At 37.7% G+C, this 14,802-nt stretch carries 15 protein-coding genes; 3 read left to right on the forward strand and 12 right to left on the reverse strand.

The annotated features are described in order from the left end of the window. Window positions 1-34: 34 nt before the first annotated feature. From LCM02_RS06840 to LCM02_RS06885, 10 genes are all read right to left on the reverse strand, one after another. Window positions 35-1,027 carry a glycosyltransferase gene (locus LCM02_RS06840; protein ID WP_224927576.1) on the reverse strand — a complete coding sequence of 331 codons (993 nt, stop codon included), beginning with the start codon at window positions 1,025-1,027 and terminating at the stop codon, window positions 35-37. A gap of 94 nt (window positions 1,028-1,121) precedes the next feature. Beyond that, complete coding sequence (locus tag LCM02_RS06845) at window positions 1,122-1,943, reverse strand: enoyl-ACP reductase FabI (RefSeq protein ID WP_224927577.1); 822 nt, start codon at window positions 1,941-1,943, stop codon at window positions 1,122-1,124. Window positions 1,944-2,034: 91 nt separating this feature from the next. Continuing rightward, window positions 2,035-3,687 (reverse strand): DNA repair protein RecN, encoded by a 1,653-nt coding sequence (gene recN, locus LCM02_RS06850; protein ID WP_224927578.1) that lies wholly within the window; start codon window positions 3,685-3,687, stop codon window positions 2,035-2,037. Window positions 3,688-3,756: 69 nt separating this feature from the next. Next, entirely contained in the window at window positions 3,757-4,647 is an 891-nt protein-coding gene (gene porD, locus LCM02_RS06855; protein ID WP_224927579.1) for a type IX secretion system protein PorD, read from the reverse strand. After that, window positions 4,640-5,851 (reverse strand): bifunctional phosphopantothenoylcysteine decarboxylase/phosphopantothenate--cysteine ligase CoaBC, encoded by a 1,212-nt coding sequence (coaBC, locus tag LCM02_RS06860; RefSeq protein ID WP_224927580.1) that lies wholly within the window; start codon window positions 5,849-5,851, stop codon window positions 4,640-4,642. Before coaBC ends, porD begins: the two co-directional genes overlap by 8 nt. A 2-nt stretch (window positions 5,852-5,853) precedes the next feature. After that, entirely contained in the window at window positions 5,854-6,192 is a 339-nt protein-coding gene (locus LCM02_RS06865; protein WP_224927581.1) for a DNA-directed RNA polymerase subunit omega, read from the reverse strand. A 3-nt stretch (window positions 6,193-6,195) separates the two neighbouring features. After that, entirely contained in the window at window positions 6,196-7,017 is an 822-nt protein-coding gene (locus LCM02_RS06870) for an outer membrane protein assembly factor BamD (RefSeq protein WP_224927582.1), read from the reverse strand. Window positions 7,018-7,150: 133 nt separating this feature from the next. Further along, window positions 7,151-7,663 carry a ferritin gene (locus LCM02_RS06875; RefSeq protein ID WP_224927583.1) on the reverse strand — a complete coding sequence of 171 codons (513 nt, stop codon included), beginning with the start codon at window positions 7,661-7,663 and terminating at the stop codon, window positions 7,151-7,153. Between the two features lie 12 nt (window positions 7,664-7,675). Next, window positions 7,676-8,551: a 4-hydroxy-tetrahydrodipicolinate synthase gene (dapA, locus tag LCM02_RS06880; RefSeq protein ID WP_224927584.1), complete on the reverse strand. Its 876-nt coding sequence runs from the start codon at window positions 8,549-8,551 to the stop codon at window positions 7,676-7,678. A 20-nt stretch (window positions 8,552-8,571) separates the two neighbouring features. Beyond that, window positions 8,572-9,099: a DUF6913 domain-containing protein gene (locus LCM02_RS06885; RefSeq protein ID WP_224927585.1), complete on the reverse strand. Its 528-nt coding sequence runs from the start codon at window positions 9,097-9,099 to the stop codon at window positions 8,572-8,574. A gap of 110 nt (window positions 9,100-9,209) precedes the next feature. Here LCM02_RS06885 and LCM02_RS06890 point away from each other — a divergent pair, with 110 nt between their 5' ends. Both LCM02_RS06890 and LCM02_RS06895 read left to right on the forward strand, forming a co-directional pair. After that, on the forward strand, window positions 9,210-9,887 hold the full coding sequence (locus LCM02_RS06890; protein ID WP_224927586.1) for a 5'-nucleotidase C-terminal domain-containing protein: 678 nt from the start codon (window positions 9,210-9,212) through the stop codon (window positions 9,885-9,887). Continuing rightward, window positions 9,887-10,801 carry a bifunctional metallophosphatase/5'-nucleotidase gene (locus tag LCM02_RS06895; RefSeq protein WP_224927587.1) on the forward strand — a complete coding sequence of 305 codons (915 nt, stop codon included), beginning with the start codon at window positions 9,887-9,889 and terminating at the stop codon, window positions 10,799-10,801. Before LCM02_RS06890 ends, LCM02_RS06895 begins: the two co-directional genes overlap by 1 nt. Before the next feature lie 66 nt (window positions 10,802-10,867). Here LCM02_RS06895 and LCM02_RS06900 read toward each other — a convergent pair whose 3' ends face one another. Together LCM02_RS06900 and LCM02_RS06905 are read right to left on the reverse strand one after the other, a co-directional pair. Continuing rightward, window positions 10,868-12,049 carry a PNGase F N-terminal domain-containing protein gene (locus tag LCM02_RS06900; protein WP_224927588.1) on the reverse strand — a complete coding sequence of 394 codons (1,182 nt, stop codon included), beginning with the start codon at window positions 12,047-12,049 and terminating at the stop codon, window positions 10,868-10,870. A gap of 90 nt (window positions 12,050-12,139) precedes the next feature. Continuing rightward, a complete protein-coding gene (locus tag LCM02_RS06905; protein WP_224927589.1) occupies window positions 12,140-12,847 on the reverse strand; it encodes a copper homeostasis protein CutC in 708 nt (235 codons plus the stop codon). A 121-nt stretch (window positions 12,848-12,968) separates the two neighbouring features. Here LCM02_RS06905 and LCM02_RS06910 point away from each other — a divergent pair, with 121 nt between their 5' ends. Continuing rightward, the gene (locus LCM02_RS06910) at window positions 12,969-14,795 is read left to right on the forward strand and encodes a cation:proton antiporter (protein WP_224927590.1); all 1,827 of its coding nucleotides are present in this window, start codon (window positions 12,969-12,971) and stop codon (window positions 14,793-14,795) included. Window positions 14,796-14,802 lie beyond the last annotated feature (7 nt).

The following is a 14,802-nucleotide window of genomic DNA, read 5'->3' on the forward strand; positions in this document are numbered from 1 at the left end:
TTAGCTGGAGAATCAATAACTTTTCCTGTCCCTCTCAGGAAAACATAGCAGGATAAGCCTCTCTTAAACTCATTCTGCGAACATGAAGACGGAACATAGATTTTGCAAAGCCGGAGCCATAACCAAAAAACTGAGTATACACTGCCGCAACACTTAAAAACGAAACTAAAATATTTTTAGACTTCACTATTGCGTCAATAAAAATGACAATCGAATACAACAAATAAATAAGCAGAAAGGAATAGAATCCAAGCATGAAAAAGAGAACAGCAACAACAAACCCCGATACAAAAACAGTGGGAAACCAATAGGTTAATTTTGCCGTACCTGGATGAAGTTTGTTTAAAATGGGTCTGGCCCTGCCAAAACTTATGGTTTGTCTAAAAAAAGAAAGCCAGGAAGATCTTCTTTTGTGATAAACAAAAGCCTCAGTGATAAGCCTGAGAGAAAATCCTTTGTCAATTAATTTAAAATTCAAGTCGATATCTTCTCCAATGCGTTGTTTTGAAAAACCTCCTGTTGTCTGAAAGGCTTTTTTTGAAAGCCCCATATTAAAACTTCTCAACTGAAACTTTCTTTTTGTGGTCTCACGATTCCTCAATCCACCTGTTGTCAGGAAAGAAGTCATGCTATAATTGATTGCCTTTTGCCAACTGCTAAAACTCTTATGTGCGCAGTCAGGGCCTCCATAAGCATCTACAAACGATTTTTCAAGCGAATTTCTTATAATATGCAAATAGTCCCGAGGAAGAAGGCAGTCGGAGTCCAGAATAATAAAATAATCTCCTGATGCTCTTTCCATTCCATAGTTTCTGCTATCTCCGGGCCCCGAATTGTTTTTAAAACAGTACTTAATGTTTAGCTTTTCCTCGTATTTTTTGACAACCTCCCGGCTTGTCCTTGTTGAACCATCCTCTACAATAACAACTTCGGTAGATTCAAATTCCAACAGGTTGAGCAAAGAATCGAGTAACTCATCGAGTTCCTCAGGTCTGTTGAATACGGGTATTATAATAGAAAACTGCAATTGATTTCGTTTCAGCAAAGGTTAAAAAAAAAACGGGAAAATCTAACTTTTGATAAATTTTCCCGTTGATAAATTATTGTATAAACCCTTTGTCTTATTCCTCTCCACCTTCCATAAAGCCCTCCATGATAACATCACTGATTCCCATATTCGAAAATCCTCCATCATGGAACAAATTCTGAAGTGTCACTTTTTTGGTCAAATCTGAAAATAAGGAAATTGTATAATCCGCACATTCAAGTGCCGTGGCATTACCTAATGGTGACATTTTCTCGGCATAGCTTAAAAATCCTCCGAACCCCTTTACTCCGCTCCCTGCGGTTGTTGGCGTAGGAGATTGAGAAATCGTATTGACACGAACTTTATGATCTCTACCAAAGAAATATCCAAAACTTCTCGCAATAGATTCCAGATATGCCTTATTGTCTGCCATGTCATTGTAATCTGGAAATACCCTTTGGGCAGCCATGTACGTAAGCGCTACAATTGAACCCCAGTCATTCATAGCCTTTTTATTGTATAGCACGTTCATAACCCTGTGAAATGACAACGCCGATACATCAAATCCTTTATGCGTAAAATCATAATTTGATTGTGTGTAATGTTTTCCTTTTCTCACATTGATCGACATTCCGATAGAATGAAGTACGAAATCTATTTTCCCTCCCAATATTTCCATTGACTTTTCAACTAAATTCTCCAAATCCTCCATGGAGGTAGCATCAGCAGGAATAATTTCAGAACCGGTATCCTTTGCCAGCTGATTAATAGCGCCCATTCGCATTGCAATAGGGGCATTGGTCAAAACAAATGTAGCACCTTCCTCATGAGCCCTTTCTGCAACTTTCCATGCGATAGAGTCTTCATTCAGTGCTCCAAAAATGATTCCTTTTTTTCCTTTTAATAGATTGTACATATGATATAGTTTAATTGTTGTATTTATGATAAATCTGTTTAACCTTCAAGGTCTAAAACCGGCTCAAAGTTAAAAGAATATTTTTAACAAATTAAGATAACAATTGTCTGGCATGAGCCAGCGCTGATTCACTTAAATTACTTCCGCCAAGCATTTCAGCCAATTCAACAAGTCGTTCATCTGGATCCAGGAGTTTTATATTAGAATTTACACCCGACTTGGTTTCTTTTTTGAACACCTTATAATGATGATGACCTTTTGCCGCCACCTGGGGCAAATGTGTTATGGTAATTACTTGCATGTTCACACTCATTTTCTGCATCACTTCAGCGATACGGTTGGATACCTCTCCTGAAACTCCGGAGTCAATCTCATCAAATATTATCGCTGGAAGGTCCGAATATTCGGAAAGTATGGATTTAACCGCAAGCATGATTCGCGACATCTCACCCCCGGAGGCTACTTTTTTCAGATTCTCAAAAGTCTTGCCCTTATCAGAAGACATTAAAAATGTAAGACGATCCTGTCCGTTGAATAAAAATTCTTTTGATTTGTCCAGATGAATTGAAAGACGCGTATTTTTCATCTCCAGTCTTTTCAAGTTATTTTCCATCAAAGTAATAAATTCAGGAACAGCCTGAACTCTGCTTTGATGTAAATTCTCACCTAGTTCTTTTAATTGATTCTCCTTAGCCTTTATAGCTTTCAAAATATCCTCCAGATACTCTTCTGCATGATCGACCCCTTCAATCTTGTTTTTATACTGTTCCCTTACTTCAATCAGTGCCGCAACATCCTGAACCAGGTGCTTCTTCTGGAGATTGTAAATCAACTGCAGCCTCTGATCAAGTTCTTCCATTAGGCCCGGATCATAGACCAACTGATCATTTTCATTTTCAACTTCTTCAAGAATATCTTTGAATTCAATCAAAAGGCTTTCAAGCCTGTCGGATAAACTCTCATACAACTCTGAATAGGATGAAATCCGATTAAGATTTTGACTAATTTCAGATAATTGATTCAGGGCACCCATGGATTCTTGTTCGGACAATCCAATAATTTCCGACAATTTCATCTTGATCTCTTCAACATGTGACAATTTTTCGAGTTCCTTCTCCAGTATTTCCTGCTCATCAGGCTTCAAATTGGCTTTATCCAGTTCTTCCCAAAGAAAAAGGTGGTAGTCATACTCTTTTCTCGCTTCCGCCTGACTCAACTTGATTTTTTCGAGTTCTTTTTCACTTGTTCTTAAATCCAGATATGATTTTTGATAAGCCTTGAGCAGTCCCTCGTTTCCAGCCAAAGAATCAATGATATGGTATTGATAATCAGAATCTGCCAGTTGCAGGGTTTCATGCTGAGAATGGATATCAATCAGCCTGTTAGTCAAATCATTGAGTAGGGCTAAGTTGACAGGAGTATCATTGACAAAAGCCCTCGATTTACCGTTCGGAAGAATTTCCCGCCGAATGATCACTACGGAATCATAATCAAGATCATTGGCCTCAAAGAAGTTTTGAAGATGGTAGTTCTCTACCTGAAATTCGGCTTCAATGATACACTTCTTAGCTTTATCATAAACAAGAGAATTATCTGCCCTTTTTCCCAGGACCAGGGCCAATCCTCCCAGAAGTATTGATTTTCCTGCCCCAGTTTCACCCGTTATAATTGATAAACCAGACTGAAAATCTACTTTAAGGTTTTCAATTAAAGCGTAATTTTTTATAGAAAGGGATGAAAGCATGCTCTACTTGGTTGAATAATTTAAAACTAATAAACAATTACAGAGAAAAAAATACGTAAATCGAAAAATCTATATCTTTATTTCCTTCCACTTTTCATCATAAGCAGGATAGATCTTGGACAATACTTCTCTGAGTCCGGAGGTATCAATTCTTGGACCATCGGCAAAAACATCCACAATTTCGTCTCCTTTTGTATCAAAAAACACCCTTATCAGAAAGGTGTTAGGCCTGTCATTGAATAAATTCTCAAGATCCTGGACAGATTTGCTTATTACTTCTTTAGCATCTCTGGTATTATCGACCATACGATCAAGTCCCAACAAATGATATTCATACATGGTCTTTCTGTATTGCTCGTACACGGGCGACAAGAGGTTTTCATTCAACTGGTAACGAGTGAAATTACCATCTATCCTGTTCCATCCTACTCCACCTCCCTGCTGGGCAACGTTTACTACATTTTCAGCAAGCTTAAAAAAGTTTTCACCTCCTTTATATCCAAAGGTGTCTGCCTGATATCCGAGAATTGTGTAAGCGTAAAAAGTCAGGATTGAAACCAGATTAGAATCAAAATTATTCTCATTATAAACCAAAGGCTCAAACTCTTCGTATGTAAATGAGATGTTGTTATCATTAAAATTCAAAATCGATGTACTGTAAGTGGAGTTAAATACAGGGCGAGAAACTTTAAGCTGTAAGCTGCCTCTAAAACTGTTTGCCGATATCGCTTCTAAGATATTAATGGTAATTGAACAATTGATCCTTTCATGGGTTTGATATACTGAAGAAGTCCATTTGGTATTGTTCATGTATTCAAAAACGGCATTTTGAAGGGTTTCAAAAATTTTCCTGTTGGAAAAACCTATTTCTGCATCGTTGATAAAAACCACGCAATTCAACTCCTGGGCCCTTGAACTGAAACTTAACAGAAAAAATACTATGAAGAGTAATCTACGCATCAAAATGTTTTATTATTTCATTAAAAATATCCGAAGCGACTTCCTTCTTCGTTTTTAATTCAAATGATTTTATCTTTTCATTCTTATCAATCAGTTTTATTTTATTGGTATCGGACCTGAAACCGGCTCCTTTATCATTCAAGGAGTTTAGAACGATTAAATCCAGATTTTTATTCCGAATCTTTTCTTTGGCATTTTCAAGCTCGTTTTCAGTTTCCAAAGCAAATCCAACCAGAAACTGTTTCCCTTTTTTTGCCCCTACCGAAGCAAGAATATCTCTGGTCCTAACAAGCTCCAGATTCATTGAATTCTCTTTCTTTTTTATTTTTTCAGAAGATACAATTTTTGGCTTAAAATCGGAAACCGCAGCCGAAAATATGGCTATATCCACTTCGTCTGCATACTTATGAGTAGATTCATACATTTCATCTGCGCTTACAACATCGATCCTTTGAATGGCACCATCAACCAACTTCTCCTGGCTAGGTCCGGAAATAAGGACAACCTCAGCTCCCAGGGAGGCGGCTTCCTCAGCAAGGGCAAAACCCATCTTTCCCGAAGAATGATTCCCAATGAACCTTACCGGATCAATTGCCTCAAATGTTGGCCCTGCAGTAATCAAAACACGCTTACCTCGCAAGGGCATTCCTTCCTTTATATGTTCTTCAACAAAGGACAAAATCTCTTCAGGTTCCGCCATTCGGCCTTCTCCCTCCAGGCCGCTGGCCAACTCTCCAAAAGAAGGAGGTATAAAGATATTTCCCCTTTTTTCGAGGGTACCTATATTTTTCGCCGTGGTCTCATGTTTGTACATATCGAGATCCATAGCAGGTGCAAAATAAACGGTTGATTTGGCAGAAAGGTAGGTTGCGAGCAAAAGATTGTCGCATATACCGTCAGCCATTTTTGCAAGTGTGTTTGCAGTAAGCGGGGCAATAACCATCAGATCCGCCCATAAAGCGAGATCAACATGATTATTCCACAACTCATTTTCGTCTGTTTTATCGTAAAAAGTGGAATGAACCGGGTTCTTTGATAAGGTTGACAGGGTCAACGGGGTAACAAAATCTTTTGAGGCAGGAGTCATAACTATTTTTACCTCTGCTCCAGCCTTAATAAAAAGTCGAACAAGAAAAGTAACCTTATAAGCAGCTATTCCTGCAGTAACTCCAAGAAGTATTTTTTTACCGCTTAGGACAGACATCCTTATTCTATATTATCCTTGTTAATTTCCGGAGTCCTGAAATAAATTTCTTCATCTAACCATTCCTGAACCGCAATTGATGTAGGTTTTGGAAGTCTTTCATAAAATCGTGAAACTTCGATCTGCTCTTTGTTTTCAAAAACTTCTTCAAGACTATCATTAAACGTGGCAAATTCTTCAAGTTTGTCAATGAGTTCACTTTTCAAATCTTCATTGACCTGCGCAGCTCTTTTCGACATAATTGAAATCGCTTTATAGATGTTCTGCGTAGGCTCTTCAATCTTCACTTTGTCAAAAGTAACCGTACTTTCCGGAGCCGAAGTATTTTTATAATCTTTCATCAATTAATTATTTTGTGATATTGTAGATAATAATTCTTTTGTTTTTAACATTTCCTCCTGCAATTTCAAACCCATTGAATTGACTTCCTCCAGCTTTTCGGATTCAGGAAAGGCTTTTTCAAATTTTTTGTGGGCCAGGATCGCGTTGGACAATCTTTCTTCTTTTTTACTGAGAACGCTTTGCATGCCCAATTCATAGGCTGATTTAAAACTGAAATAAAGAGCATCCTCTTTATATACAGAACCTAAATGATCTTCATTGAAATTTTCAAATGCCTGAATGGCAGCCTGATAATTTTCTGTATGATAATAAAGACGAGCCACTTCAAAATCTTTAAATTCAAGTTTTTTATTGAGCTCTGCATAATCTCTGTTCGCTTCTTCGATCAATTCAGAATTCGGATATTTATCTATAAAATTCTGATAGGCTGTCAAGGCCTTGTAGGTATCTTCCTGGTCCCTGCTGTATGCCGGTGAGGCCAGGTAATAACTTTTGGCACTATGGTAGGCTGCCTCCTGAACTTTGGTACTTTCAGGATAATTGGCAATGAATTTTGAAAAGTAATAAGATGCCATGGTGTAATTCTCAGTTTGAAAATAGCAGTCAGAAATCATAAACTGGATTCTTTCCATCTGCGGCTTATTTGCATAAGGACCCATGATTTTTTCAAACAAGGTAATGGCCTTTTTGTACTCTTTTTTTTCATACATATCTACAGCCATCTGGTACTTTTCAGTGTTCTTACCTTTATTAAGGACCTTCTGATATTCACTGCAAGATACCAACACCAATACAAGTGTAAATAAATAAACTAACCTCTTCATTTTTTGCATTTGGCAAAATTAGTCTTTTCAAATGGATTTTGAAAAAATATTTTTTGATTAAATTATAGCAGTTAAATGCCAACAAGGATTTGATTCCTAGCAGCTTAACTATACTTATTCCGAAAAGTGAGCCTTACTCCATGTCAGGAGTTGGATTTGTAACCAAAAGTTTAACATCGTTATCAAACAGATAAAGCCCACCTTTATCATCTCCGATTAAGTTGATCTTGTCAAGGATTGTTCGGGCCAGGGCTTCCTCTTCGATCTGCTCAGCAACATACCATTGAAGAAAATTATGTGTAGCATAATCCTTTTCTTTTAGTGTAATATCCACAAGCTCATTGATCTTTTGAGAAACCATTACCTCATGATCAAATAACTTTTGAAACATCTCTTTGAAGGAGCCAAACGAAACCGGTGGTTTTGTCAGATCGGAAACTTCTGCATGCCCTCCTCTTTCATTGACAAACTTGACCAGTTTTAACATATGCATACGTTCCTCGTCAGAATGAGCGTACATAAATGAGGCGACACCTTCGAATCCCTGCACTTCAGCCCATGAAGCCATAGCAAGATATATTTGTGATGATTCAGCTTCAATTCGAATCTGATGATTCAAAGCTTTTTCGATAATTTCTGAAACCATTTATTTCTCGATTTAAAAATGATTAACAAAGGTATTAATTTTTTGTCTTAAATCAGAGCTTGCCGGGACAAGAGGCAATCTGACAAACGGCTCAGAAATATGCAATGAATTTAGCATACTTTTGATGCCTGAAGGGTTTCCTTCAGCAAACACCAGATCGATGCTTTCCGTCAATGTATAAAATATGTCATATGCTTCACGAGATTTCCCTTCCAATCCCATTTTTATCATCCTGCTAAATGCTTCTGGAAGTCCCTGACCAATTACAGAAATAACCCCATCGCCTCCTGCCAGAACAAGAGGAAGTGCCAATTTGTCTTCCCCTGATATAATCAAAAAATCCTCAGGTGTTTTTCTGATTAACTCAAGCACCTGTTCAAAATCCCCTGCGGCTTCCTTTATTCCAATAATATTCTTGCAATCATTGGAAAGCCTTACCACGGTTTCCACTTCAATATTACTCCCGGTTCTGGGAGGCACATTATAGAGAATCAAAGGCAAGGGGCTTTTTTCAGACAACAGTTTGTAGTGCTGATAGATTCCTTCCTGGGAAGGTTTATTGTAATAGGGTGACACGGATAAAATAGCCGAAAAACCCGATAAGTCTTCCTCTTCCAGATCTTCAAGAATACGTTGTGTATTATTGCCCCCAAGGCCCAGAACAACGGGTACGCTTCCATTACATGTATCCAGAACGCATTTTTTAACCAATCTTTTTTCTTCATCAGTCAAAGTGGCGGTTTCCCCTGTTGTACCAAGGACAACAAGATAATCCACACCATTGTCTATTTGATACCTGACAAGTTTCACAAGAGCCTTAAAATCTATTTGACCTTCATTGTCAAAAGGTGTAACCAATGCCACTCCCGTCCCTCTAAATTCTTTCATTTGTTTTGATTATTGTATTTCTAATCGATCAGTTTCAATATCTTTAAATATTTTGCCAACTCACTATTAAAAGTGTCAATGTCATTTTTTTTGGCATGAATGGCTATATCATTAAAGAAATTCAATTCATCTTCAAATCCTGCTCTCATTTTTGAAGCCGACTTCAACATGATGACCCTTGGATAAAGCAAAGATGCATCACAGTAATTAATGAGCAGATCAAAATCAAAGGATAAAAATCTGTTCAGGGCCTCCGACTTTACTTTGCCAAAAAATCCAAAATCTTTTTCATTACAAGTCTTGTAAAACCCAGGAGCTTCCCCTTTTCCCGAAGGATCGAACAAAAAGACTTTCAAATCCTCATGACGCACCTTTAAATGATCTGCGAGCCTTTTTGTAAAATCATAGGTTTCAAATAAACTCAATTCTGCCAGAACACCTATCTTTTTTACAGCCTTTAGTTCAAATTCCTTTTTTCTTTCAGCTGCATTCCGTTGGTTTTTTATAAATTTACTGGCCGTTTTATTCCTTAAATTCAATAGTTTCATTTACCAGAATTATGCAGACAAAACTATATAAAATTCTAGTATTAATACTGATTTCATCATTATTAAACAAAATAGTTGTTTCCTGTAAAGAAAAAAACAGCGAACTTAAAATGATACGAGGAGAACAGCTTCATATCGATGAAAAAATTGAATCCAATAAAGAAGTAATTGAGGCTTTTGAACCTTATAAAATTGAGCTTGAAAACAAAATAAATGAAGTATTGTGTTACAATCCCCGACCTCTGGACAGGACAGAAGCAGACCTTGAAAGTTCACTCGGTAACTTCTATGCCGATCTCTGTTATCAGAATGCAGACAGCACATTTTACAGAAAGACCGGTGAACATATAGATTTCGCTCTTTTCAATTACGGTGGCATCAGAACTTCGTTGCCAAGAGGTGACTTAAAAGTGGAAAACATTTTTAAATTAATGCCATTTGAAAACAAACTGGTCATCGTTAAATTATCTGGGGCCAAAACCAAGGAATTATTTGATCAACTCGCCAAAAGAAGTGTTGCCCACCCTGTTTCAGGAGTTCAGTTGCGATTGAAAAATAAGCAGTTTTCGAAAATTGAAATTCAAGGAGAGAAATTTGACCCGGATAAAACCTATTGGGTCCTCACTCATGATTATCTGCAGCACGGAGGGGATAATATGACCTTCTTTAAGGACCCTCTTGAGTTGTACCCAACCAATTACAAGGTTAGGGACGCCATCATAGATCATCTGAAAACCAAGGATACATTATATGCATCTCTTGATAACCGATTCGTTAAAGTAAAGTAATGGAAAGAAGAAAATTTATAAAAAACAGCCTTGCCACAGGCTCGCTGATAAGCCTGGGTGGATTGCCATTAAGCTCCTGTAACATTTCAAGAGAAAGAAAGATCACGATCCTTCACACCAATGACGTTCACAGTCATATTGAGCCTTTTTCAGAGAATCACAGCAAATACCCAAATACAGGGGGTGTTGCCAGAAGGGCCACACTTATTAAGCATCTAAAAAAAGAAAATCCTAATACACTTCTTTTTGATGCAGGAGATATCTTTCAGGGTACACCTTATTTCAACTACTTTGGAGGTGAGGTTGAGTTTAAGATGATGAGTAAGCTTGGCTATGACGCCGCCACTATTGGCAATCATGATTTTGACAACGGTATAGACGGTCTTGAAAAACAACTACCTCATGCAAAGTTTGACTTCCTGATCTCAAATTATGACTTTACAAATACTGTGATGGATGGCAAAACGCTTCCCTTTAAAATTTTTTATAAAGATGGACTGAAAATTGGGGTATTTGGAATCGGAATAAAGCTGGAGGGCTTAGTGGACCCAAGGCTTTACAAAGAAACCAGATATCTTGACCCCATAGAAATAACTCAGGATATGACCAAAATTTTGAGAGAGGAGCAAAAGTGCGATCTCGTTATTTGCCTATCACATCTTGGCTATTATTATAAAAAGTATCCGGAGAGTATGAGTGATCTGACCCTGGCAAAAAGTACAAGAAATATTGATTTGATCATTGGAGGACATTCCCATACCTTTTTGAAAAAACCAACTGTAACTAAAAATGTTGATGGCAAGAATATGTTGGTTAATCAGGTGGGATGCTGGGGAATAAATATGGGTAAAATCGATTTCATATTCGATGATAAGAAAAACATCTCCTCAAAAGGAACGTCCATTGTCGTCTAAAATATAAATACGCTGATTACCAAAGAACAAGAGATTTGTTCCGGCACAAATCCTGATTAAAGAGCCTTACTCTTCGTAAATAAGATAAGCCGAAACGAGCCAATGATTGTATTTTTCTTTCTCTGCCCGAGCGGCATCTATGGCTATTTCAATTTGATGTGTACCAGACTCCAGATCACCAAGCTTCACTATATAAGGCTCCACGATTGAACCAGGACACCAGTTAGAACGGGACAAATCAGAAGAAGCAATTCGCTCTTCAATTTCTTTCACTTTGTACTTTCTGGCCTCAAAATCAATATAAGAAGCTGTATCTTTTTTTAACCATACCCCTGAAGTTGGGTTGTATCTTCTGAAGGAGGCGCAATCATCCCTCCAGGGAATGGTATCCAAAATACTTTTGCCATCCAACCAGACCTGATTCTTTTTTCTGCTGAATTCATCCCCGCCACTATGGCCTCCGTGTCCGGAAGTAAGAAAATACAACTTCGCATTTTTTATTTTATTTTCAATTGTAAATGTGTGAGTTAGCGTCGTATCAGCAAAAAATTCCGGTAGGTTCTGTCCCTTGACATAGCCAATGGTATTCAGCAAAGGTTTCACCTGCTTTAAGGCATCTCTTCGTCCTGAATAATGAAGACTGAGATCAATTTCAAACCCTTCTTTGGTCCAGGTGTCAATCCATACCCCAAGGTAAAACTCTCCTTCTGTTATGGAAAGGAGATGACTAATATCCTTTTCCCAAACAATTTCATTCTCCCATTTAGGAATGTAGACAGGTTTCCTGTGTCCTTCGTTGTTCTCACTGTAATAACCGGCTCCAAATGGTGTAACAAACCGAAGTAATTCAACGACTGGCAAATATTCTGAAGTGGATTTGATACCTAAATTCCTAGACATAACACCTGATTCAATCGGAAATTCTTTTCCATCCTCCCCTGTATCTAATATGGACATCAGCTCCGGGTTCGATACGACAAAACAAGAACCTGATTTATCCCATCTATCACCCATCGATTTTAACCTGAGTTTTAAATTCACGTCAGAACCTTCTCTATATTTAGGTACCTTGACCTTTTTGTAGACCAACCTTCCTTTTTGAATTTTTATCGCATTTTTATCGTCGCCAGTGATACCCTCATAGTTTACCGGTTGATTACGGAATACATTCAAATCAAAAGAATCCTGTGCTCTGATCAAGTAAGGTATAACCAAGAAAAGGATGCTGTAAGCTAAAGTTTTATTCATTATAATTTATGGAATGTCATTAAAAACAGAACTGAAAATTATAAAATCTATTGTAGGCCTTCCTTTATTTCATTCAATTCATTACCTGTATCAATTAATATGGTTAAATGGAAGGTTTAAAATCTGTTGAATTTTCCTTTCATCTGTCTCATAAACTTGTCCCATTTCCATTTCTAAAGGATCTCCTATGGGTTTTCTTGCAGTAAAATGCAAATAATCAATTCCTGAAGCCGAAAATTTTAAAGCATTTTTTGGACTGATTCCACTTCCGGCAATGACTTGAATGTCTTTTCCAAAATTTTGTTGGATTTCCGCAATGACTGAAACACCCAATTCAGCTTTGGGCTGTAAACCTGATGTTAATAATCTGTCAAATCCTATTTTCATTACTTGTTCAATGGCTACCCTAAAATCGGGTACAAAATCAAAAGCCCTGTGAAATGTTGTTTTTAAACCTATGGACTTAGCAAAATCGGCCAAAATCTCATTTTTGCCATCAACTTCATTTTTTTCATTTAAAATTCCGAAAACAACCCCGGTTGCACCTGCCTGTTTGGATGCCTCTATATCATATTTCATCAAGCTCAGATCCTCAATCTCTGCTGAGAACCTTCCTTCTTTATGCCTGATCATAACGTGAACCTCTACGTCTGATTCTTCAACGCATTTTTTAATCAGTCCATAGTTGGGGGTAAGGCCTCCTGCTGAAAGTGAAGAACATAACTCAATGCTCTTAAATCCGTACTTACCCGCCTTCATGGCGCCTTGCAGACTGTCTGTACAAAGTTCAAAGTTCAAAGTTCACTTATTTTTCACCAATACTTTTGTGCCCATATTTTTAAACTATTGTGATCTGACACAAGCATTAGGTTTTGGTACGGATAAAAATAGTATTTTTAGCTGATCAATAAAATTAAATATGCTCGAACTTGCAGGAATTATTATATTGGGGATCATTGCCCAGTGGGTTGCATGGAAATTTAAAATTCCCGCGATCTTACCACTTATTTTGATCGGATTACTCGTAGGTCCTATTTCAACTCTGATTTCCGAAGATGGCAACAAATGGATTGAACCTGTCTGGAACGGAAAACAAGGTTTGTTTCCAGGGGAAAGTCTTTTCAATTTTGTTTCCCTTGCTATTGCATTGATCCTGTTTGAAGGAGGAATGACACTCAAAAAAGATGAGATAAGGAGTGTGGGGCCTGTGATCTACAAGCTGATCACACTTGGAGCTTTTATTACCATGATCACAGCGGGAGTAACAGCTCATTTTATTATCGGGCTCAACTGGCCTTTATCATTCCTGTTCTCTTCCCTGATCATTGTTACCGGACCAACAGTAATTACGCCTATTTTAAGAAACCTGCCTCTTAAAAAAGATATTTCAACTATTTTAAAATGGGAAGGGATACTCATTGATCCAATCGGTGCTTTGATTGCCGTACTGGTTTTTGAGTTTATACGAATTGGCGGAGACACCGGAATGGAATACAGTAAGGAAACCCTTGTTGAATTTGGTAAGATTGTGATCATAGGCCTTTCAATTGGATTTACTTCGGCATATGCCTTTGCAACTGCCATAAAACAAAAATTAATTCCTCATTACCTTTTAAATGTTGTGGCACTTGCCCTGGTACTGGGAGTTTTTGTACTTGCAGATTTGTTTGCTCATGAAAGCGGTCTTCTCGCGGTTGTGATCATGGGGATGGTTCTGGGTAACATGAAACTTGAGGCACTAAAGGATGTCCTGTATTTTAAGGAAACCATCAGTATACTGTTAATATCTATTTTGTTCATATTACTTTCGGCAAACATCAATCTTTCTGATCTTGAGTTAATTTACAATTGGAATTCCCTTATTCTATTTGGTGTGGTGGTGCTTTTAGTGAGGCCCCTTGGGGTTTTTCTCAGTGCAAGAAAGAGCGGACTATCCAGTAATGAAAAAATATTTATCAGCTGGGTTGGGCCTCGTGGTATCGTGGCAGCAGGTATCGCCTCACTGTTTGGATTGAAACTGACTATGCAAGGGGTTCAAAATGCAAACTATATTACACCTTTGGTATTTATGATTGTGTTAGGCACTGTATTACTCAATGCAACCACGGCTAAACTTATGGCTCGATTTACCAGGGTATTACTCAAAAAATCAGAAGGGATTTTAATTGTAGGTGCCTCCCCTCCTGCTCGATTGATTGCAAAATACTTACAAAACAACAATCGTAGAGTGGTTCTCATAGACAGTAATCGAACCAATATTGAAACATCTATTGAGGAAGGACTTGAGGCCATGGAATGCAATATTTACGAGGATGAAATCTTTGAGAATATTGAACTCAATGATATTGGTTTTTTACTGGCTCTGACCGGAAGTAATACAATTAACGAATATGCCCTCTCAAAACTAAAGCAAACCTTTGGAGAGGAAGGTGCCTTCAGATTGATCAGTGCAGAAGAAATGAGAGACCCTGACAACAACCCTGAAGAAGGGCTCTTCTCTCAAACTGACGATTTTATCAATATTTCGGAAGTGGTCCGTGACTATCCAATCATCAATGAAGTGAAGATAAATTCACCGGAACATTATAAAGATCTGATGAAAGCCACCATGAAGGAGATAAAATCTATTCCTGTGTTTGTAAAAGGAACAGATAATGAGATACATATTATTCCAGCGAATTATAAGGACCTTTCCGTAGAAGAAGGACATTCATTGATGTATATCGGAAAGAAATTGAAAATTTAATGGATTC

The organism is Lutimonas saemankumensis (genome assembly GCF_020171465.1).
GTDB lineage: Bacteria > Bacteroidota > Bacteroidia > Flavobacteriales > Flavobacteriaceae > Lutimonas > Lutimonas saemankumensis.

Excerpts from the sequence above, each read along its gene's own strand:
- LCM02_RS06870 (WP_224927582.1), bottom strand. The coding sequence starts at position 7,017 with ATGAAGAGGTTAGTTTATTTATTTACACTTGTATTGGTGTTGGTATCT.
- recN (WP_224927578.1), bottom strand. The coding sequence starts at position 3,687 with ATGCTTTCATCCCTTTCTATAAAAAATTACGCTTTAATTGAAAACCTT.
- porD (WP_224927579.1), bottom strand. The coding sequence starts at position 4,647 with ATGCGTAGATTACTCTTCATAGTATTTTTTCTGTTAAGTTTCAGTTCA.
- LCM02_RS06900 (WP_224927588.1), bottom strand. The coding sequence starts at position 12,049 with ATGAATAAAACTTTAGCTTACAGCATCCTTTTCTTGGTTATACCTTAC.
- LCM02_RS06895 (WP_224927587.1), top strand. The coding sequence starts at position 9,887 with ATGGAAAGAAGAAAATTTATAAAAAACAGCCTTGCCACAGGCTCGCTG.
- dapA (WP_224927584.1), bottom strand. The coding sequence starts at position 8,551 with ATGAAAGAATTTAGAGGGACGGGAGTGGCATTGGTTACACCTTTTGAC.
- LCM02_RS06875 (WP_224927583.1), bottom strand. The coding sequence starts at position 7,663 with ATGGTTTCAGAAATTATCGAAAAAGCTTTGAATCATCAGATTCGAATT.
- LCM02_RS06885 (WP_224927585.1), bottom strand. The coding sequence starts at position 9,099 with ATGAAACTATTGAATTTAAGGAATAAAACGGCCAGTAAATTTATAAAA.
- LCM02_RS06845 (WP_224927577.1), bottom strand. The coding sequence starts at position 1,943 with ATGTACAATCTATTAAAAGGAAAAAAAGGAATCATTTTTGGAGCACTG.
- LCM02_RS06890 (WP_224927586.1), top strand. The coding sequence starts at position 9,210 with ATGATACGAGGAGAACAGCTTCATATCGATGAAAAAATTGAATCCAAT.
- LCM02_RS06910 (WP_224927590.1), top strand. The coding sequence starts at position 12,969 with ATGCTCGAACTTGCAGGAATTATTATATTGGGGATCATTGCCCAGTGG.
- LCM02_RS06865 (WP_224927581.1), bottom strand. The coding sequence starts at position 6,192 with ATGAAAGATTATAAAAATACTTCGGCTCCGGAAAGTACGGTTACTTTT.
- coaBC (WP_224927580.1), bottom strand. The coding sequence starts at position 5,851 with ATGTCTGTCCTAAGCGGTAAAAAAATACTTCTTGGAGTTACTGCAGGA.